This window comes from Bradyrhizobium sp. SZCCHNR1053, assembly GCF_032381235.1.
Lineage (GTDB): Bacteria > Pseudomonadota > Alphaproteobacteria > Rhizobiales > Xanthobacteraceae > Bradyrhizobium.
In genome coordinates this window covers 411,874-432,492 of the sequence record NZ_JAUHJM010000005.1, presented here as the reverse complement: position 1 = coordinate 432,492, position 20,619 = coordinate 411,874, and the positions used below count along the sequence as shown (strand labels likewise).

The 20,619-nt window shown below is 66.7% G+C and carries 17 protein-coding genes; 5 read left to right on the top strand and 12 right to left on the bottom strand.

Features of this window, described 5'->3' with window-relative positions; genetic code table 11:
* Positions 1–31: 31 nt before the first annotated feature.
* From QX051_RS16155 to QX051_RS16140, 4 genes are all read right to left on the bottom strand, one after another.
* Complete coding sequence (locus QX051_RS16155; RefSeq protein ID WP_315776773.1) at positions 32–1,129, bottom strand: D-alanine--D-alanine ligase family protein; 1,098 nt, start codon at positions 1,127–1,129, stop codon at positions 32–34.
* 117 nt (positions 1,130–1,246) lie between these two features.
* The gene (locus QX051_RS16150) at positions 1,247–1,771 is read right to left on the bottom strand and encodes a thermonuclease family protein (protein WP_409998102.1); all 525 of its coding nucleotides are present in this window, start codon (positions 1,769–1,771) and stop codon (positions 1,247–1,249) included.
* Positions 1,772–1,930: 159 nt separating this feature from the next.
* A complete protein-coding gene (locus QX051_RS16145) occupies positions 1,931–2,116 on the bottom strand; it encodes a hypothetical protein (RefSeq protein WP_315776772.1) in 186 nt (61 codons plus the stop codon).
* A 166-nt stretch (positions 2,117–2,282) separates the two neighbouring features.
* Positions 2,283–2,696, bottom strand: a complete 414-nt coding sequence (locus QX051_RS16140) for a hypothetical protein (protein ID WP_315771047.1) — start codon at positions 2,694–2,696, stop codon at positions 2,283–2,285.
* A 449-nt stretch (positions 2,697–3,145) separates the two neighbouring features.
* Here QX051_RS16140 and QX051_RS16135 point away from each other — a divergent pair, with 449 nt between their 5' ends.
* Together QX051_RS16135 and QX051_RS16130 are read left to right on the top strand one after the other, a co-directional pair.
* Positions 3,146–4,000, top strand: a complete 855-nt coding sequence (locus tag QX051_RS16135) for an HWE histidine kinase domain-containing protein (protein WP_315737378.1) — start codon at positions 3,146–3,148, stop codon at positions 3,998–4,000.
* A gap of 183 nt (positions 4,001–4,183) precedes the next feature.
* On the top strand, positions 4,184–5,197 hold the full coding sequence (locus tag QX051_RS16130; protein WP_315737379.1) for an NAD(P)-dependent alcohol dehydrogenase: 1,014 nt from the start codon (positions 4,184–4,186) through the stop codon (positions 5,195–5,197).
* 84 nt (positions 5,198–5,281) lie between these two features.
* On the opposite strand, the gene QX051_RS16125 is transcribed toward QX051_RS16130, so the two are convergent.
* The 6 genes from QX051_RS16125 to QX051_RS16100 all read right to left on the bottom strand — a co-directional run bounded on the left by QX051_RS16125 (position 5,282) and on the right by QX051_RS16100 (position 12,154).
* Positions 5,282–6,196 carry a DMT family transporter gene (locus tag QX051_RS16125; RefSeq protein WP_315776771.1) on the bottom strand — a complete coding sequence of 305 codons (915 nt, stop codon included), beginning with the start codon at positions 6,194–6,196 and terminating at the stop codon, positions 5,282–5,284.
* A gap of 348 nt (positions 6,197–6,544) precedes the next feature.
* On the bottom strand, positions 6,545–7,717 hold the full coding sequence (locus QX051_RS16120) for a M20 aminoacylase family protein (protein WP_315776770.1): 1,173 nt from the start codon (positions 7,715–7,717) through the stop codon (positions 6,545–6,547).
* A 193-nt stretch (positions 7,718–7,910) separates the two neighbouring features.
* A complete protein-coding gene (locus QX051_RS16115; RefSeq protein WP_315776769.1) occupies positions 7,911–8,210 on the bottom strand; it encodes an MJ0042-type zinc finger domain-containing protein in 300 nt (99 codons plus the stop codon).
* A complete protein-coding gene (locus QX051_RS16110) occupies positions 8,207–9,952 on the bottom strand; it encodes a CHAD domain-containing protein (protein WP_315776768.1) in 1,746 nt (581 codons plus the stop codon). Before QX051_RS16110 ends, QX051_RS16115 begins: the two co-directional genes overlap by 4 nt.
* Positions 9,953–10,194: 242 nt before the next feature.
* On the bottom strand, positions 10,195–11,148 hold the full coding sequence (locus QX051_RS16105) for an exopolysaccharide biosynthesis protein (protein ID WP_315776767.1): 954 nt from the start codon (positions 11,146–11,148) through the stop codon (positions 10,195–10,197).
* A gap of 28 nt (positions 11,149–11,176) precedes the next feature.
* Positions 11,177–12,154: a TerC family protein gene (locus QX051_RS16100; RefSeq protein WP_315776765.1), complete on the bottom strand. Its 978-nt coding sequence runs from the start codon at positions 12,152–12,154 to the stop codon at positions 11,177–11,179.
* Positions 12,155–12,731: 577 nt separating this feature from the next.
* Between QX051_RS16100 and QX051_RS16095 the strand changes: the two genes are divergently transcribed.
* Both QX051_RS16095 and ftsH read left to right on the top strand, forming a co-directional pair.
* Positions 12,732–13,685 (top strand): lipid kinase, encoded by a 954-nt coding sequence (locus QX051_RS16095; RefSeq protein ID WP_315776764.1) that lies wholly within the window; start codon positions 12,732–12,734, stop codon positions 13,683–13,685.
* Between the two features lie 66 nt (positions 13,686–13,751).
* Positions 13,752–15,599 (top strand): ATP-dependent zinc metalloprotease FtsH, encoded by a 1,848-nt coding sequence (gene ftsH / locus QX051_RS16090; protein WP_315776763.1) that lies wholly within the window; start codon positions 13,752–13,754, stop codon positions 15,597–15,599.
* Between the two features lie 258 nt (positions 15,600–15,857).
* Here ftsH and QX051_RS16085 read toward each other — a convergent pair whose 3' ends face one another.
* Positions 15,858–16,391, bottom strand: coding sequence for a cytochrome b (locus tag QX051_RS16085; protein WP_315737388.1), 534 nt, complete (start codon positions 16,389–16,391; stop codon positions 15,858–15,860).
* A gap of 376 nt (positions 16,392–16,767) precedes the next feature.
* Here QX051_RS16085 and QX051_RS16080 point away from each other — a divergent pair, with 376 nt between their 5' ends.
* Entirely contained in the window at positions 16,768–19,203 is a 2,436-nt protein-coding gene (locus tag QX051_RS16080; protein ID WP_315776762.1) for a DUF2235 domain-containing protein, read from the top strand.
* A gap of 12 nt (positions 19,204–19,215) precedes the next feature.
* Here the strand turns inward: QX051_RS16080 and purB are convergent, their stop codons facing one another.
* On the bottom strand, positions 19,216–20,526 hold the full coding sequence (gene purB / locus QX051_RS16075) for an adenylosuccinate lyase (protein ID WP_315776761.1): 1,311 nt from the start codon (positions 20,524–20,526) through the stop codon (positions 19,216–19,218).
* Positions 20,527–20,619: the final 93 nt, after the last annotated feature.

Genomic DNA, 20,619 nt, shown 5'->3' with positions numbered 1-20,619 from the left:
GTCGGGCCCGAGGAGCGGCCGGCGATCGTCGTCAGCGCTGCGACGCCAACTCCCTGAGCCGCGCATGACGCGCCAGCGCATGCGCGATCAGACTGTCCATCAGCGCCGGCTGGGGCAGGCCGGTGGCCTCCCACATCTTCGGGTACATGCTGATGTTGGTGAAGCCCGGCAGGGTGTTCACCTCGTTGACGTAGACCTCCTCGCCGCGGACGAAGAAATCGACGCGCGCGAGACTCTCGCAGCAGAGCACGCCGAACACCTCGGTCGCCATTTTGCGGATGCGCGCGGCGAGACCCGGCTCGACCTGTGCCGGGACGTGCAGCGAGGCACCCGATGCGTCGGTGTATTTGGCCTCGTAGGAATAGAAGCCGTGGCTGTCGGCCGGCACGATCTCGCCGAGCTCGGACGCGGCGACCTTGCCGTCGGGATGCTCCAGCACCGCGCATTCGATCTCGCGCACCGGGCTGATGCAGCGCTCGATCAGGATCTTGCGGTCGAAGCGCAGCGCCAGGCGGCAGGCGGCGTCGAACTCCTCGGCACTGCGCGCCTTGGAGATGCCGACGGAGGAGCCGAGATTGGCCGGCTTGACGAACAGCTCGGATGAGCCGACGGCGTCGACCGCCGCCTCATAGGTCACCGGGGAGGGTTCCGTCATGGTGACGAACGGCACGATCGGCAGGCCGGCATCGCGGAGCAGGCGCTTGGCGACGTCCTTGTCCATCGCCGCCGCCGATCCCATCACGCGGCCGCCGACATAGGCGACATCGGCGAGCTCCAGCGCGCCCTGCACGGTGCCGTCCTCGCCGTTCGGACCGTGCAGCACCGGAAACACGACGTCGAAGGCGAGCTCGCGCGGGGCGCCGTCGCTGATGACCAGCGCGCGGCCCTGGCCGGCCGGCAGCAGCACGATCTGCGGGCCGTCAGCGGGTACGGTCAGCGCCGCGCCTGTGCCGTCATTCGCAGCGTCGGCGAGCACCCAGCGCCCGTCGGTGGTGATGCCGATCAGCGTGACGGCGTAGCGGCCGGCATCGAGCGAGCGGAAGATGTTGGCCGCCGAGGCCCGCGAGACGTCGTGCTCCGCCGAGCGCCCGCCGAACAGGATCGCCACGCGCGTCTTTGTCTCTGTCATCGTCCTCATCCAGCCTGGTCTTTGCGGTGCGCGACCGTACAGCCAGAGGGCGACGCGTGGCAATTGAGGTGTTGTGGCCGGTGTGGTGGACAAGGCGACGCCGTCATGCGGCCGCGCTCACCGCCAGCCGATCCCTCCGTCCGAGCACACCGACGTCGTCCCGCCGGCATGCATGCAGCTCCGATAGAGCGGCGGCTCGATGAAGCGGCCCGACCAGATGCCGCGGCCGGCGCGGCGGGCGGCGCGCTGATCGGCGGTGTAAACGCCGCGCGAATATTGCGGCTCCTCGACCGCGAGCCCGCGCGACACCATGAACTGGCCGAGATCCGTCGCGCCGGCGGCGCAACGCGCGACGATGCGGCCGTAGCGATCGCCGTCGACCGGCATGCAGCGCAGAACCTTGCCGCGCGTGAAGGCGTCCAGCGTGTTGGCGGCCAGCGCGCCGCAGCGATACGGCCTGCGGTCGCGGCCGCGGCAGAGCTGTGCGCTTTCGGGCGCGTCGATGCCCCACAGGCGAATCCGCTCGCCGTGAATGTCCAGTGTGTCGCCGTCCACGATGCTGACGCGGCCAGCGAGCTCAGCCGCTGCGGCGGGGAAAGCGAGGAGAAGCGGCAGAACGAGGCAGGGGAGGAAACGTCGCAAGATCGGCACCTGACGCTGAGAGGGGCGTGATCGCTCGCTGCGCGAATCGATCGCGGATCATCCCGATCTATAGCGAAGTGGAGTTGCGCGATTGTGTGGCAAGCGCAGCGACAGCAGGGGAGCGTGAATCCGCGCAGTTCGTCCAGAGAGCTTCGCGGTTCAGCGAAGGCTCGCTTTCTCTGTGCGCCCATCCTGCGTGCGGGCCGCGCGCTCGACCTCGGCGGCGAGCATGCTCAGATGCTCGGCCAGACGCGCGAACAGCTCGCGCTTGTCGCCGTCGGTGGCGAGATCACGAATGAGGGCGCATTCCGCCGCGTCGGCCCGCAGCTTGTCCGGCTGAGTCATCAACTCTGACATGTTCCGCTTCCCTGCCGCGCCGGCAAGTTTTCGAAACAACGGATCGTCATGATTGTTCCGAGTATCCACGTATTTTTCGAGCGGGTGCAGTCAGTGCCTGATCGGAGTACCTCTGCACGAATCCGAGGGGACGCGACGCTGGGTATTCGACCGCCTATCGCTCACCGGGCCACCATGTCGAGGCCGGATGCGCGGCCGAGATCTTGGTTTCGCGCAACGCCACCAGCGCGCTGCGCTTGTAGGGATGACCGCGAAGCCGCGAGCAATCCTGGCAGCGCATGTAGCGCTCGAGCTCATGGATTGGCGTCGTCTTGGCGCGCCTGATGATGTCGAGCGCGACGGTCTGATTGGTGTCGCAGCCGAGGCAGCGCACTTCGAGATAGAAATAGCCGGCGTTGAGCGCATCGCCGAGCAGCGGTGACGGCTGCGCCGGCCCCTTGTAGCCGAGCATGCGCTTATTCCAAGCGTCGCAGGCCAGACGATCCGCCTCCTTACGCGCACGCGCGGCCTGCTCCTGCGCGATGCGGATGCCGGCACCGTAGAGTCTCTCGCGCGATTTCGTCGTCATGGCCGCGATGATCGACGCTGCGGCGCTCAGCGGCAAGCCGCTAGGGTTAGCGCAGCGAGAAGCGCCGGATACAAGCTCTTTCGCGTGCAGCGTTCCGATACCGTTGTCTTTTCAGTTCGTCGGCGAGCCTGCGACGAGCTCATCGTGCAACGTCCGGCATTCGTGCTGGCGCAGACGCGACGCGGAGTGCGTGCCCGTGGCGGCGGAGCGGTGGCTTCTCCCACCGCGCGGCATGATGCGTTCCGTCTGGCGCAACAGGGGTAGCCAAACGCAACGGCGCGGCAAAAGTTCCTAAAATATTTGCGCCCCGGCGGCAGTTCCTTCAGCTTGTTCCAGCCGGCATCCGGCGATAGACCTTCCCTTCGGGGTCAATCGTGCGCGCGGGTCGGAGTTTCTCAGATTGGATCGTTCGGAGCAGACGGTGGTCGGCGACCACGTTTCTGCTCACCATGCTCGCCGTCGCGATTTCGACCGCGGGCCGGATCGGGCTGGATTATGCCGGCGCGACGCTGCCCTACGCGACCTTCTACCCGGCGGTGGTGTTCGCCGCGCTGCTCGGCGGCATTCCCGCGGCCATTTTTGCCGCCTGGCTGTCCGCCACCGTGGTGCTCGTCGGCTTCACCGATCGTCCTGATCATGCCGAGGCGATCAACCTCGTTGGATTCCTGAGCACCGCGGCGCTGATCATCTGGCTCGGGCATCTCTGTCGCGGCGCGCTCGTGGAGCTGAAGCGCAGCGAGCATGCGCGCGAATTGCTGCTCGGCGAGCTGAGGCATCGCGTGAACAATCAGCTCGCGTTGTTTCAGGCGATCGTCAGATCGAGCCTGTCGGGCGAGGATCGCGCCAAAGGGGAGGCGATCGCGCTGCGGCTCGACGCCGTCGCGCGCGCCAACAGTCTCGCCTGGTCGGACCATCGCCTGATGACCTTGCGCATGCTGCTCGACGTCGAGCTGCAGCCGTATCGCGCCTCCGGCGCCGTGACGGTAGACGGGCCGGACATGCCGTTGGGGCCGGAAGCGGTGCGCAATCTCGCGCTGGTGTTCCACGAACTCGCGACCAACGCCGTCAAATACGGCGCGCTGCGCGGTCAGGGCGGACGGCTCGAGGTCCAGATCGCGCAGGAAGGCGGTCGCGGCACCGTGGCCTGGCGCGAGCTCTGTCCGCACGCGATCGAGCCGCCTGGGAGCGAGGGATTTGGCGCGCGCATGATCCGAGCGAGCCTCGCAGCGATCGGCGGCAGCATCGAGCAGGATTTTCGCGACGAGGGTCTGGTCTGTCGGATCAGGTTCGAAGCGGCGATGTGACGGCGTGTCGGCGGTCGGTACGCGCGGTCGCGGTGATCTCCGGACTCCACCGCGGAGCATGCGCGTGTTTGCGTTGTTTGTCCGTCGCATGGAACGACGGTCGGCTTGATCGCCGGCACGAAACGCTTCACCATTCCCGGCAGAACAATGAAGCGGCGGCGCCGCAGGGGCGGGAGACATCGGATGCAATGCTACGAGCTGCAGGGGCCCGGCGGAATTGATGCGCTGGCGCTGGTCGACAAGCCCGTGCCGCAGCCGGGCAGGGGCGAGGTGCTGGTGCGGCTGACGGCAGCGAGCATCAACTACCGCGATCTCCTGACCGTGAGGGGCGGCTACGGCTCACGGCAGAAATTTCCGCTGGTGCCGCTGTCCGACGGCGCAGGCGTGGTCGAGGCGGTCGGCGATGGCGTGTCGGCGTTCGCGGCCGGCGATCGTGTCGTCGGCAGCTTCTTCGAGAGCTGGACCGGCGGCGAGCCGAGCGAAGCGAAGATGCGTGGGGCGCTCGGCGGCGGCGTCGACGGCACGTTGACCGAGTATCGTGTCTTTCCGGTGCAGGCGCTGATCAGGACGCCCGCGCATCTCAGCGATGTCGAGGCCGCGACCTTGCCCTGCGCCGGCGTCACCGCCTGGAGTGCCGTGATCAAGCTCGGCGGCATCAGGCCGGGCCACACCGTGCTGACGCAAGGCACCGGCGGCGTCTCGATCTTTGCGCTGCTGATCGCGAAAATCGCGGGCGCGCGGGTGATCGCGACGTCGTCGAGCGAGGCCAAGATCGCGCGGCTGAAGGCGCTCGGCGCCGATGTCACGCTGAACTACAAGCAGGTGCCGGACTGGGGCAAGAAGGCGCGCGAGATCACGGGGCAGGGCGTCGATCTCGTAGTCGAGGTCGGCGGCGTCGGTACCTTGAACGAGTCGATCCGCGCCACCCGGATCGGTGGCACCATCGCCTTCATTGGCGTGCTCGCCGGAGCGCCGGCCTCGGAGCTGCGGCTGCCGTTGATGGTGATGCAGCAGCAGCGGCTGCAGGGCGTCACGGTCGGCTCGGTCGACGATCTCCAGGCGCTGGCGAACGCGCTGACGCTGCATCAGGTGAAGCCGGTGGTCGATCGCGTGTTTGCGTTCGGCGAGGCGCGCGAGGCGTTCCACTACATGGCGAGTGGCGCGCATGTCGGAAAGGTGGCGATCGCGATCGGGTAAGGCGTGGTTTGGTCGATCCGCGTAGCCCGGGCGAGCGAAGAGCCCCGGGGAGACCATCCCCGCATGTCGCTGCGCTCATGCGGGCTACGAGGCCGCCCGATCCTCCATCACCACCTTGCGCGAGGGCAGCGTCATCGCGATCACACCAAGGACGACGCAGGCGAGCCCGATCCAGGCGCTCGACGCGAGGCGCTCGCCGAGGCCGGCAACGGCAATTGCAACGCCGATCGGCACGCGCAGATAGGATTGCGCGGTGGCGCCGATCGAGCCGAGCGTCTGCACCAGGCGGAAATAGATCACCATCGCGGCCGCGGTCGAGACGGTCGCGAGCGCGGCCAGCGCCAGCACCGAGCGCAGTGACGGTGCCAGCGTCCACGGACGGTCGACGACCAGCGCAAGCGGGATCAGCACCGCGGCGCCCGACAGCAGCGATCCCGCCGCCGGCAGCATAGGGTTGAGCCCCTTGAAGCTCTTTCCCATGATCGCGGCGCCAGCATAGCAGATGGTGGCGGCGACGATCGCAATCTGCGCCCACAACTCGCGGCCAAGCCCGCCCAGCGCCTCGGTGCCGACGATGAGGCAGGTGCCGGCGAGTCCGGCGGCGACGCCGACCAGCTTGCGCAGGGTGACGGGCTCGTGGTGCGTCACCAGCGCGGTCAGCAGGAAGGTGAAGATCGGCGAGGTGGCGTTGAGGATCGTCGCAAGGCCCGCCTCGACGGTGCGCTCGGCCCAGGCGATCAGCGTGAACGGCACGACGCTGTTGAGGCCGGCCTGGATCATGAAGCGACGCCATATCGTCCGGTCACGCGGCCAAGCGAGACCGCGGCTGCGGATGATCGCGGCCAGCAGCAAGCCCGCGATCAGCGTGCGTGCCGCGATCAGGGTCAGCGGCGGGATGGTCTCGACGCCGATCTTGATGAAGGTGTAGGAGGCGCCCCACAAGGTCGAGAGCAGAACCAGGAGGGCGATTTCGCGGCTGAGGTCGGAGCGGCGCTGCATGGGGGACTCGCGGCGGAGAAGGACGCCTTCTCATAGCGGCCCGGCAGCGCTCGACGTTTCGATGCGGAACGAAACGTTCCGGCTCCGAACGAAGTAGCCATTCCGGTTCGTGCGCTGCGCCCCTGGATCGCTTCGCTGGCGCTCGCGATGGCGGAGCTTGGAGGAATTCCGGTGCCCGCCACGCCCGTCATTGCGAGCGAAGCGAACAATCCAGAATGTGGGGTGGGCGAAGGCGCGACCGCGCCGCGTGAGATCGTGATGGCGCCGTGCCCACCATCTCGTTGCGAAGAATGACACGCTACGGTGGGCACGCTGCCGCCTTGCCCACCCGACGTTTTCATCAGCTCATCAGTTCGCCGGCATGCTCTTCTCGACCAGCTTCACCCAGTACGATGCGCCGGCGCTGAGGATATTGTCGTTGAAGCGATAGGCCGGGTGGTGGCACTCGTTGCCGGGGCCCATGCCGAGGAACACGAACGCGCCGGGGCGGGCTTCCAGCATGAACGCGAAGTCCTCGCCGCCCATCAGCGGAATGGCGCGGTCGTTGACACGATCAGCGCCGGCGACGTCGCGGGCGACGTCGGCGGCGAAGGCGGCCCGGGCCGGGTGGTTCATCGTCACCGGATATTTGCGCTCGTAGATCGCCTCGGCCGAGCCGCCATAGGCACGGGCGGTGGCCTCGGTGACCTCGACGATGCGCTTCTCGACGAGGTCGCGGATCTCCGGATCGAGCGTGCGGACGGTGCCGAGCATCTCGACGGTCTCGGGGATCACGTTGAAGGTGGTGCCGCCATGGATCGAGCAGATCGAGATCACCGCGGACTTCAACGGATCGACGTTGCGGGCCACGATCGACTGCAGTGCGTTGACGATCTGCGAGGCGATCAGGATGCTGTCGACGGCCCTGTGCGGGCCGGCGCCGCCATGGCCGCCCTTGCCGGTGACCTTGATGTGGATCGCATCGGCCGAGGCCAGCATCGCGCCCGGCGAGATTTCGAAATGGCCTTCGGGGACGCCCGGCATGTTGTGCATGCCATAGACCTCCTGGATGCCCCAGCGCGTCATCAGGCCGTCGTCGACCATCGCCTTGCCGCCGGCGCCGCCTTCCTCGGCCGGCTGGAAGATGACGACAGCGGTGCCGTCGAAATTGCGGGTCTCGGCGAGATATTTCGCAGCGCCCAGCAGCATCGCGGTGTGGCCGTCATGGCCGCAGGCATGCATCAGGCCCGGCGTCTTCGAGGCATAGGGAACGCCGGAGGTTTCCTCGATCGGCAACGCATCCATGTCGGCGCGCAGGCCGATGGTCCTGCCGGAGCCGGACTTGCGGCCGCGGATCACGCCGACCACGCCGGTGCGGCCGATGCCGGTCACGACCTCGTCGCAGCCGAATGCGCGCAAGCGGTCGGCGACGATGCCGGCGGTGCGATGGACTTCGTACAGCAGCTCGGGATGTTCGTGGAAATCGTGGCGCCAGGCGGCCATTTCGTCGGAGAGCGCGGCGATGCTGTTGAGGATGGGCATGAGGACCGGATGACTCGCTGAAGTGAATCGGAACGCTGCAGTGATGCGGCCAGGCCAGCCGACAGCACCGCGCAACGACCGACTATGACCCGGTCAAAAAAGCGAGGCAAGTTGCGGCCGGCCATGGCGCCATGCGCGGATGCGCGGTCACCTCTACGGACGATGCCGGGCGTTCCGGATTACGGAACGGGATTCAGGCGAGCGGGGCGGGGGCGGGCACGCGGGGGTATTTGCGCTCGGGCGGCACCTCCAGGCGGAAGGCCCGCAGCTTCGGCTCGTCCCACGCTGCCAACGGCGTGCCGCAGACGCCGCAGTCGAACCGCCCGGCAGCGCCAACGGCGGATGTCGATTCCGCGATCTCGTAGGCGGCACGGCAATGCGGACACGTCACGCTGGATATCTTCATGAGATCACGCTCCCACACATCTCGACCAGACACCTTGAACCGGATCAATGCGCTCCATGAACCGACGTCATCGCGTCCGATCGTCACGCCTCCTCGGCCTGCCACGGCGTCGGCGCCTTGGTGAAGGCGCGCCACGCCTCGCGCAACGGCTGCTCCACGCCGGCCATGGCATGCGTCTGCCAGCCGGTGATCGCGGCGGCCGCGATCGCCGCGTCGGTGGAGGTGGTGCCGAGGGTCTCGATCACGCCGGCGGTGACCGCCATGTCGTTGTAGTGGCCAAGCTGTTCCTGGAAACCGGCGAGCGTCCTGGCATATTTCTTCGCCGATTTGCTCGCACCGTAGAGCGGCAGCAGGAAGTCGATGCTGTAGCGCAGCTTCTTCAGCGCGAGACGCAGCCGGTGGCGCCGCTCGGCCGGCAGCTTCTTGAAGCGGCGGCCGCGCTTGAGCACCTTCTGGTGGCGCTCCGACAGGACGGGCCCGGCGAAATCGATCGCGGGCGCGGCGAGGCGTCGGAGATCGTCGGGGGAGACGTCGTTGCGCCAGCCGCGGGCCTCGATCCATTCGCCGAGGCCGAGCACGAAAGCGGCGCAGCGGCGCTCGGCAAGCGCGATGCGCAGCGTGCGATAGGCGAGTTCGCGCCGCCGCTCGGCGAGCGACCGGAGCGAGTCGAAGCCTGCAACCGTGGGGCACGCCTCGGCGATCTCGGGCAGCGTATCGGTCAGGAACACGTCGAGGTCGCGCGCCGCCGAGAGGCTCTGTGCCAGCCAACGCGCATCCGCCTCGAGACCGTCGAGCGTCGCCGAGGTCCCGAGCGGCCGCATCAGGTGCAACGCGGCGCGCAGGCGGCGCAGCGCTACCCGCAACTGATGCACGCCTTCCGTATCGCGTCCGTCATCTGCTGCAGGCATTGCCTGCAGCAGATGACGCAGGCTGCCGCGCAGGACGACGGCGAAGCTCTCGTCGAGAGACACCGCCGGATCGAGGCGCAGCTTGCGCGGCTTTTCGGCCCCCGGCGCTGCTCCGGCTGCGAGGTCGAAACCGCGCGCGGATTTGCTGCGGATCGAAGGTCTGATAGGTCCGTGATCGGCGATGCGCTGCGCGATCTCGTAGATGGCGGCGGGGTTGCCGCTTTTGAGCTCCAGCTCGATCTCGCTCACGATCTCACGGTGCTCGCCGGCCTTGATGACACCGCTGTCGAACGCGATCTCGATGGTCGCGCCGGGCACGTCGAGCATGCGCGCGTGACGATGCACGTCAGCCGTGAACACCGCCTCGAGCGTTGCATCGGCCAGCGCGGAGCGAAGCTCCTCCGGCAGCAGCGCGGCCGCCAGCAGCGGATCGGGCGCCAGCGAGCTGACGCTGGCCTCCCACTCTCCGCGCTTGAGCGGGTCGTCGCTGTGCTGCTCTTTCACGGTCTGCACGAAGCGCGAGCCGCTCTGGCGCACCCGCAAGGTGAAGCCGTTCTTCCACAGCATGCGCTTCGGCGTGTCGTAGTAGACCGATGTCAGATGCTTGCGCGAACCCTTGTTGCGCGCATGCGCGGTGACGACCGGTGCGTTGTTGAAGCCGGCGAGTTGATCGGGCGCGACGAGGAGCTTCAGCTCGATCTCATGGCCGGCGCCGGCCGCGGGATCCGGCAAGGACGGCGTCACGACCTCCACGCCCGGCGCCACAGCATCCCCCCGTGTGACCGCGTGATCGGCAAGGTGCTGTGCAGTCAAGCTATCGGCGGCGCCACCGGGATCGCTGCTCGCCGAGTCACCACTATCCCGCACGCCGACCGCATGGCCACCGCCGTGGATCGATGCCGTTGCGTTCGAATCGGGCATGTGTCGATTCTGTAACCGTTTAGTGACAGTCATCTCTCGTATAGCTGCAGCCGGCACAAAGGGACAGTGGCATTTCTCGCAGGCGGCTGACGATGCTCGACGCGCCTGCGCTTATCGGTCGCATTTTTTGTTGCTACTTCAATGACAAGTGCTCGCGCTTGCGGCCGGCGGGCGCTCACGAAGATATGTCCCTCGTAGCCGCGCAATGCACCGTCGCCCGGCCGCGCTGCCACAGCGGGAACTCAGATCGAGCCGGTCAGCATGAAACGCGTGGCGATGAAGACGGCGGCTGCGGCGGTCGCAATGCTCGCGGCGGCCACGAGACCGCGGCCGCGTCGCGCCAGCGCGCGGGAGCGTTCGCGCGGATCCTGCGTCGGATCGATGGGTATGCGCCGGCTGCGCCGGTGGCGCACCGCCTGCACCCAGAAGGCAAGCGCGGCGATGCCCGTTGCGACCGCAAACACGGTCGTCACGCCGGCGGCAAAGCCGAGATCGACACCGACGCTCTCCAGCATGGCCCGCAGATGCACCGCAAAGCGTGCCAGGAGAGTTGCGGCATAATCGGCGGCCGCGGCACCCGTATAGAGCAGAACCGCCGTCCACACGACCGCGGCCATCGCAATCAGGATCGACAGCAGGACTGCGAGCCCGTCGCCGGCCATGAAGCCGATCGAGGCGGCGATCAGCGCCAACGCCGGCATCACGTTGCCCATGGGGATCGGAAGGATGATGGTGACGGCCATCAGCAGCAGCGGCAGCGCGAGCAGCATCCGCGCCGGCCGGCCGGTCAGCCAGACCAGCCGGTCCTCACGCAGGCCGCGCTCGGCAAAGCCCGCCCAATCGAGTCCGGCGCGGATCACCTTGCGCAGCAGCCGCTGCGGCACCGGCCGGCGGCGCAGCGGCTCGGGCAGCCATAGCCGCTCGGCGCCGAGCAGGATCTGCAGTGCGACGAGAGCCACCAAGGTGCCGAACACCATGCCGAACGGGCCGGGCAATGGGATCAACGCCGGCAAGGTCAGCAGCAGCAACGTCAGGCCGAGACCTTCCGACTCCAGCCGGTCGAACAATTCGCCGATGGACGGCTCCTCGGACCGCACCGTGCGGGCGATCGCGAGCAGCCGGCGGCTGATCGGCCCGTTGTGACGGCGCGGCGCCGACGAGTCCTCATCGTTGGATGCGACATCATTCATCACCACGCGGCAACCTCATGTCCTCTGGCCTGCGTCACTTCATCAGCTCGACGGCAGGCCGCGTCTTCCACAGCGAATAGGCGATACCCGCGCCGAGCAGACCGAAGGTGATGCCGAGCGAGAGGGCGGGCGGAAACTTCTCGAGCCCGAGCAGGTCGGCAAGGAAGATCTTCGAGCCGATGAAGATCAGCACTGCCGCCAGCGCCAGCTTCAAATACTGGAAGCGATCGACCATCGCGGCAAGCGCGAAATAGAGCGCGCGCAGGCCGAGGATCGCGAAGATGTTCGAGGTGTAGACCACGAACGGGTCGGTCGAGATCGCGAAGATCGCGGGCACGGAGTCGACGGCGAAGACGACGTCGGCGAACTCGATCAGGATCAGCGCCAGGAACAGCGGCGTCATGAACCAGGTCGGCCTGCCGCTTGCATCCGGCTGGCGAACGAAGAAACGCTCCTCGTGCAGGCGGTCGGTGACGTCGAAGCGACGGCGCACCCAGGCCAGTGCCGGGTTGGAGCCGATGTCGTGCGGCTTGTCCTTGAACACCAGCATCTTGATGCCGGTCGCGACCAGGAACAGCGCGAACAGATAGAGCACCCAACTCGCCTGGGCGACGATCACGGCGCCAAGGCCGATCATGATCGCGCGCAGCACGATGACGCCGACGATGCCCCAGAACAGCACGCGGTGCTGATAGGCGCGCGGGATCGAAAAGTAGCTGAAGATCATGGCGATGACGAAGACGTTGTCCATCGCCAGCGCCTTCTCGATCGTGAACGCGGTGAGATAGGCGGTGCCGGCCTCGCCGCCGAGCTGCCACCATACCCAGCCGCCGAAGGCCAGGGCGAGCATGATGTAGGTGGCGCTCATGACGAGGCTCTCGCGCACCGAGATCTCGCGCGTCTTGCGATGGAGGACGCCGAGATCGAAGACGAGGAGGGCGAGCACGATTGCGAGGAAGGCGAGCCACATCCAGACGGGCTTGCCGGCAAACGCGATGAGCAGGAATTCCACGACGGGTCCTCTTATCTAGCCGGTGAAATTGATGTCAGGTCCGACATCGTGAGCGCACCGGCAGCTTCACCAGAGGGGCCCGGACCAGGGGTAGGGAACGGACGTATGTGTGTCCCGATCGGTTTTCAAGAGCCAGCCCCTTGCGTCTACGTTCAGCAAGATGAACGTGGAGGTGCGACAGAGTGTCTGCTGCCGCGGCAGCCGTCTTGCGGGCGTGCGGCTGCAAACTAATTCCAGAGGGCCGGAGATCCGGGCCCCTCTGATAGTCCATGCGACTATGATGTCGGACTCTCTTTCATGACCGATGCCGCTGGCAGTGATCCCGCTGGCGGTATTGCGCGCTTCGGAGCGCTCCTGAGGAGTTTGACCAGATGCGGCCACACGCGTCGCTTGTTGCTATCAGCCCTTGCGGCTCTCGCCCCAGACATCACCAGCCCAACAATCACTCCCCCGCTCATACCTCCCGCAATCCCTCGGATGGCGGCCGTGATCGTGATGGAACCGGAGCGCGTGCTCGTCACTTTGTATGGAACCGGTGCGCTGATGCGCACGGGCATCTCGTGTACGGGAGACAATCGTGACCACGGGGGGTGACCAGATATCGATCGCGAAGGCGCCGCCGTCGCGCTCGGCCGTCGCAACGCGCCGTCTCTTGATGATCATCAACCGCGGCAGCCGCTCCGGCGGCGAGGCCGCGGGCATTGCCGTGTCGCGGCTGAGTGCGGCCGGCTATGATCTCGTGATCTCGGCGCCGCATAGTCCGCGCGAGGTGGCGCCGTGGATCGAAGCCCATGCCGACGATGCGGAGGCGGTCGTCGTCGCCGGGGGGGACGGCAGCCTGAACGCGGCTGCGCCCGCACTGGTCAGGACCGGCCTGCCGCTCGGCATTATTCCAGCCGGCACCGCCAATGACCTTGCCCGCACGCTCGGCCTGCCTGATGACATGGAGGCCGCGGTCGACGTGATCGCCGCCGGCCACCGCCGCCAGATCGATCTCGGCGAGGTCAATGGTCATCCATTCTTCAACGTCGCAAGCCTCGGCTTGAGCGCCGAGCTCGCGCGTCAGTTGACCAAGGAGACCAAGCGCCGGTTCGGCCGGCTCGGCTACGCGATCACGGCGCTCAAGGTGCTCACCAATGCGCGGCCGTTCCGGGCCATGATCGTGTCGTCCGACGGCGCGGCGCGCGTCAAGACCTTGCAGATCGCGGTCGGCAACGGCCGCTATTACGGTGGCGGCATGGCCGTCCAGGACAGCGCGGAGATCGACGATTCCCATCTGGATCTCTATTCGCTGGAGATCGGCCGCGTCTGGAAGCTGCTGGCGATGGCCTATGACTTCCGCAAGGGCCGCCACGGGCTGTGGCAGGAGGTGCGGGCCACGCGCGACACATCCTTCGAGATCCGCACGCGGCGTCCGCGTCCGATCAATGCCGATGGAGAGCTCGTCACCTTCACGCCGGCGCGCTTCGGCGTGCTGCCGCGCGCCGTCTCCGTATTCGTCCCCAAGGCCGAAGGGCAGGGCCGCACCTGACGCGATGGCGCTTGATCCGCCGTTTGCGGCCGCTCGTTTTCGACTGATCACCCGATTGAGAGACCCATGACCAAGCAGACCCGCTTCAATTTCTGGTACGCGATCGTCGCGATCTTCGTCGCGATGATGATCCACAATGCGTGGACGAGCTATCGCCAGGTCGCCGTCATTCCCTACAGTCAATTCCAGGATCTCCTGTCCGCCGGCAAGGTGAAGGAGGTCGGCGTCTCCGAGAACTATCTGGAAGGCACGCTGAAGGAGCCGCTGCCCAGCGGCCAGTCGCGCTTCGCGACGACGCGCGTCGACCAGGAGTTCGCCAAGGAGCTCGGCAAGGCGAACGTGACGTTCACCGGCCGCGTCGAGAGCAACATCCTCGGCGACATTCTCTCGCTGGTGATGCCGATCGCGCTGTTCTTCGGCGTCTGGTACTGGCTGTCGCGCCGGATGATGGGCGGTGCCGGCGGGCTCGGTGGCGGGCTGATGCAGATCGGCAAGAGCAAGGCCAAGGTCTACGTCGAATCCAACACCGGCGTCCGCTTCGACGACGTCGCCGGCGTCGACGAGGCCAAGGACGAGCTGCGCGAGATCGTCTCGTTCCTGAAGGATCCGAAATCCTATGGCCGTCTCGGCGGCCGCATGCCGAAGGGCGTGCTGCTGGTCGGCCCGCCCGGCACCGGCAAGACGCTGCTCGCCAAGGCGGTGGCCGGCGAGGCCGGCGTGCCGTTCTTCTCGATCTCCGGCTCGGAGTTCGTCGAAATGTTCGTCGGCGTCGGTGCGGCGCGCGTGCGCGACCTGTTCGAGCAGGCCCGCGCCAAGGCGCCCGCCATCATCTTCATCGACGAGCTCGATGCGCTCGGCCGCGCCCGCGGCATGGGCCCGTTCGCCGGCGGCCATGACGAGAAGGAGCAGACGCTCAACCAGCTGCTGGTCGAGCTCGACGGCTTCGATTCCTCGACGGGTCTGGTGCTGCTGGCGGCGACCAACCGGCCCGAGATTCTCGATCCGGCGCTGCTGCGCGCCGGCCGCTTCGACCGCCAGGTGCTGGTCGACCGGCCCGACAAGCCGGGCCGCATCCAGATCCTGCAGGTGCATCTGAAGAAGGCCAAGCTCGCCGCCGACGTCGATCCGGAGAAGGTGGCGGCGCTGACGCCGGGCTTCACCGGCGCCGATCTCGCCAACCTCGTCAACGAGGCGACCTTGCTGGCAACGCGGCGCGGCGGCGACGAGGTCAGGCTCGACGACTTCAACAACGCCATCGAGCGCATCGTCGCCGGCCTGGAGAAGCGCAACCGGCTGCTCAACCCGAAGGAGCGCGAGATCGTCGCCTATCACGAGATGGGGCATGCGATCGTTGCGATGAGTCTGCCGGGCACCGATCCCGTGCACAAGGTCTCGATCATTCCGCGCGGCGTCGGCGCGCTCGGCTATACCATCCAGCGTCCGACCGAAGATCGCTTCCTGATGACGCGCGAGGAGCTGGAGAACAAGATGGCGGTGCTGCTCGGCGGCCGCGCCGCGGAGCTCGTGGTCTATGGCCATCTGTCGACCGGCGCAGCCGACGATCTGCGACGCGTCACCGACATCGCGCGCTCGATGGTGACGCGCTACGGCATGTCGGAGCAGTTGGGCTCGGTCGCCTATGAGCGCGACAACCAGTCGTTCCTGGCGCCGGGCAGCTCGCGCAGCGCCGACTATGGCGAGGCCGCGGGCGATGCGATCGACGCCGAGGTGCGGGCGATCGTGACATCAGCGTTGGAGCGCACCCGCAAGCTGCTGCAGGACAAGCGCGACGTGCTGGAGCGCGCCGCGCGCCGCCTGCTGGTCAAGGAGACGCTCGACGAGACCGAGCTGGCCTCGCTGATGAAACAGGACCAGCGCGCCGGCGATCTGGTTGCGGCGGCGAAGCCGATGTAGTTGGTGCTGTGTAGGGTGGGCAAAGGCGCAGCCGTGCTCATTCTACGAGCGAGATCGTGAAGGCGCCGTGCCCACCATCTGATCGCTTGCTCCGCCGCACGACGGTGGGCACGCTGCCGCCTGACGGCGACTGCTTTGCCCACCCTACGAAGGCGCAGCGCATTGACCTCGTAGCCCGGATGAGCGGAGCGATATCCGGGGTCTCCAACGCTGCCTGCGATGAACCCGGATGTCGCTGCGCTCATCCGGGCTACGAGGTTACCGTCGCGGCCACATCCGGGCCAATGTCTCGTCCTTCTTGACGAACTCATGCCAGAGCGTGGCGGCGATGTGCAGGCCGACGACGAGATAGACCACATAGGCCAGCGCGTCGTGCGTGATCTCGCCGGCCTGCGCGATCGTCTTGTCGCCGGCGAACAGGCGCGGCCAGCTGAACGTCCAGAAGTAGCGCAGCGAGTAGCCGCCGGCCGACGAGAACATGTAGCCGGTGACGGGCATGACCAGAAGCAGCGCATAGAGCGTCCAATGATTGAGCTGCGACAGCGCGCGGACGATCGGGCCGAAGGCGGCCGGAGCTGCCGGGGCCGTCGTGCGAGCCCGCACGATCAGACGGAGAATGGCGAGCAGAAACAGCGTGACGCCGAGCGACTTGTGGATTTCCAGCAACTCGCGCCGCGGCGATGTCCCGGCCGGCTGCAGGCCGCAATAGAGTCCGATCAGCATGGCTGCAATGAACAGCAGCGCCGTTGCCCAATGGATCCGTCGCAGCAGAGGATCATAGGTCGCCGGCATGTGGGTGTCTCGTCGATGGGGGAGCAGGACGACCTGCATAGGCGCTCGTCTGGTCGGTGTCGAAGGATCAGAGGTCGACGACGAGATGTCGGACAACCGCACAAAGGTATCTGCTGATCATTTTTGAGTGATTCCATGCGTGCCGCTCTGTCAGTCGCGCCTCCGGTGATCCTCAGGCGCCGACCCGGCCTGCGGGGGCTCGATACGCCGTCCCCCGTTCGATGTCTGCATCGGATCAAGCGACGATGTTGCCTTGCGGATGACGGGCGGTGCTGAGAACTGAGCGGGTGTCCTGCAGGCTCGCGCAGGGATTGCGCCTTGATTTTCTTGCAATTGCGGACCAATCTCCATGCCGGCATTCTGGTCGGGGGGCCTCGTGTCCAATCCTGTTGCAAAGAACATCGTGCTGTTGTCGGACGGGACCGGCAACAGCGCCAAGGCCGTGTTCAAGACCAATGTCTGGCGGCTGTTCCAGCTGCTGGACCTGCGCGATCCGCGCCGGCAAGTCGCCTTCTACGACGATGGCGTCGGAACGTCCTCCTTCAAGCTGTTCGCAGCCCTCGGCGGCATCTTCGGCTTCGGCCTGAAGCGGAATGCGATTGCGATCTACAGCTTCTGCTGTCGCAACTACAAGCCGGGCGACCGCATCTATTGCTTCGGCTTCAGCCGCGGCGCGTTCACGATCCGCATCGTGGCGGCGATGATCGCGGGTCAGGGCCTCGTCGCTTACAACAACAATGAGGCCGACCTCGCGCGCTTCGCTGCGGACGCCTATCGCCGCTATCGTCGCCGCTACAACACTGGACTTCTCAGATATCTCGGCAAGATCGGCCTGGACCTCCGTAAATGGCGCGATGGGGGGATCAAGCTGCTGCGCAGGCTGCAGGGCGTTGCGCCCGAGGCTCCGCCAGCAGTCGAGGTCGAGAGCGTGCATTTCGTCGGCATTTGGGACACCGTTGACGCCTACGGCGGGCCGATCGAGGAGATGACCCGCGCCATCGACTATTGGATCTGGCCGCTGTCGATGCCGGACCAGTTCATGAATTCCAAGATCCATCGCGCCTGCCACGCCCTCGCGATCGAGGAGGAGCGCGACGCTTTCCGCCCGGTGATCTGGGACGAACGCTATGTGTGGGGACGGGACGATGCTGTCCCGGGCCGCGGTGACAAGAAGGACTGGCTGTTCGGCATCGACCACGATCCGCGCAGCGCGGCTGCGAAACTGGCCGAGCCGCCGCCGCATCTGCGCACCGATCTGCCGCCACGTGACCGCGAGCGCATCAGCCAGGTGTGGTTTACCGGCGTGCATTCCGACATCGGCGGCGGCTATCCGCAGGATGGCCTTTCCTATGTGACGCTCGATTGGATGCTCGACCGCGCCCAGGCCTATGGTCTCGTCTATCTCGACGGGCGGCGCAGGCTGCTCTACGATCCCGAGATCGATCCGCTCGATACGCTGAACGACTCGCGCAAGGGGCTGGCTGCCTATTATCGCTACAAGCCGCGCAATCTGCGCGAGATCTATGACGCGCCGCCCTACAAGCTATCGCTCCGGTACGATGTCAGTCGCATCAAGTGGCTGCTGCATTCGCCGTTCAAGGCCCAGACCGAACTTCTGAAGGACGATCTGCATCCGAGCCTTCCGCAGCCGCCCTTGCCGCCGGTGAAGCCGACCATTCACCGCACCGTGTTCGAGCGCATCCAGTCGGGTCCCGATCATTATGCACCGGTGGTCGTACCCGCCAGCTACCGCGTCACGGATGAGACCGATACGCCGGTCGATGCGCCGCATCCGCTCGATCGCGGGCACGCGCGGACGCGGGTGCAGGACGATGTCTGGAACTGGGTCTGGCTGCGCCGCGTGGTCTATTTCGCCACCATGTTCGCGCTGCTGTTCGTCGCGGCGATCCCGTACGCCGTCATCTATCGGCCGCGCTTCCTCTATGACCCCCTGCGTGTGGTGGGCGATCCCCTGGTCAACGCGGCGGCTGCGTTCCTGCCAAGATTTCTCGATCCCTGGTTCGTAGCGTTCCGGGATTCGCCCGGCTTCCTGCTGATCGGGGCAGCCGTGGCGCTCGGCTTGACGGCGTGGGGCACCTCACTGCAGCGAACGATCCGCGACGCCGCACGCATCGCCTGGAACGATCCATCCCGGCACAAGCCGGTGACCGGCTGGCGCGCGACGGTTTATTCGCTGCGACGCCAGGGCTGGTACATCGCCGGTTTTTACGTCCTGAAATCGTGGATCTTCCCGACCGGCATCATGTTCTGGCTGTTCTGGTGGCTGGCGTTCGGCGCGGCCAACACGGCCGGTCTGTTCTGCAAGGCAACACTGAGGCCGACCGAGGTTAACGAGACAGAGATCGGGGCATGGCATAATGGAAGTATCCGGCCGTTGTTCGAGACGCGCCACCATTGCTATCCGACAGCGCTTAGCGTGGCGCAGGACGAGACGTATCAGATCACGCTCGATGTCGGAGAGGGATGGAGCGACGGCAGCATCCCTGCATCCCCGGCCGGCTTTGGTTACGGGACCTGGACGCAGCTACCGGGCCTGCCGTTCAAGCGGCTGATCTGGTCGAACTGGTTCGCGCCCATCGTACGGGTGGGCAGCACGGGATTGGAGGAGCATCTCCCCACCTTCCGACCCGAAGCCCCCGGCAGTAGCCGCTGGACGGCCGAGTTCACCGCACGCAGCGATGGGGAGGTGTTCGTCTACGTCAACGACACCTCCATCCTGTTTCCTTGGTTGTTGTATCGATTCTATTTCAACAACAAGGGCAATGCGGCCGTCTCGCTGAAGAAGCTGTAACGGCGCGCGCCGTCACTCGGCGCTGCCGAACACGCGCCGGAAGATCGTGTCGACGTGCTTGAGGTGGTAGCCGAGGTCGAATTGCTCGTCGATCTCGGCGTCGGTGAGATACTTCTTCACCTCGGCGTCCGCCTTGAGCAGGGTGCGGAAGTCGCCTTCGCCGCGCCATACCGGCATCGCGTTGCGCTGGACCAGCTTGTAGGAGTCCTCGCGGCTCGCCCCCTTCTGGGTCAGCGCGATCAGCACGCGCTGCGAGTGCACGAGGCCGCCGAGGCGGTCGAGGTTCTTTTCCATGTTGGCGGGATAGACCAGCAGCTTCTCGACCAGGCCGGCGAGGCGCACCAGCGCGAAGTCGAGCGTCACGGTGGCGTCGGGACCGATCATGCGCTCGACCGAGGAATGCGAGATGTCACGCTCGTGCCAGAGCACGACGTTCTCCATCGACGGCGTCACATAGGCGCGCACCATGCGGGCGAGGCCGGTGAGGTTTTCCGACAGCACCGGGTTGCGCTTGTGCGGCATTGCGGAGGAGCCCTTCTGTCCCTCCGAGAAGAATTCCTCGGCTTCCAGCACCTCGGTGCGCTGCAGGTGGCGGACTTCGGTCGCAAAGCGTTCGACCGAGGAGGCGATCACGCCGAGGGTGGCAAAGAACATCGCGTGGCGGTCACGCGGAATCACCTGGGTGGAGATCGGCTCGGGCGACAGGCCCATCGCCTTGGCGACGTGCTCCTCCACCCGCGGATCGATCTGGGCGAAGGTGCCGACGGCGCCGGAAATCGCGCAGGTCGCGACCTCCTTCCGAGCGGCGACCAGGCGCTCACGCGCGCGGGAGAATTCCGCATAGGCATAAGCGAGCTTGAGGCCGAACGTCACCGGCTCGGCATGGATGCCGTGCGAGCGGCCGATGGTCGGCGTCATCTTGTGCTCGAAGGCGCGCCTCTTCAGCGCCGCCAGCACGCGGTCGAGATCGGCGAGCAGCAGGTCGGCGGCGCGGGTGAGCTGGACGTTGAGGCAGGTGTCGAGCACGTCCGATGACGTCATGCCCTGGTGCACGAAGCGCGCCTCGGGGCCGACGATCTCGGCGAGATGGGTCAGGAAGGCGATGACGTCGTGCTTGGTCTCGCGCTCGATCTCGTCGATGCGGGCGACGTCGAAGGTGGCGTCCTTGGCCTTGGCCCAGATCGTCTTGGCCGCGTCCTTCGGGATCACGCCCAGCTGCGCCAACGCGTCCGCCGCATGCGCCTCGATCTCGAACCAGATCTTGAACCGGGTCTGCGGCTCCCAGATCGAGGCCATTTCGGGACGGGTATAGCGGGGGATCATCGACGGCGCTCCGAGGCGGGAGGGAAGGTGGGCGGGACCGGGTGTCCGCGCCAGCATTTTACGCCGCGCTTTACCAGAGCGGCCGGATCGACA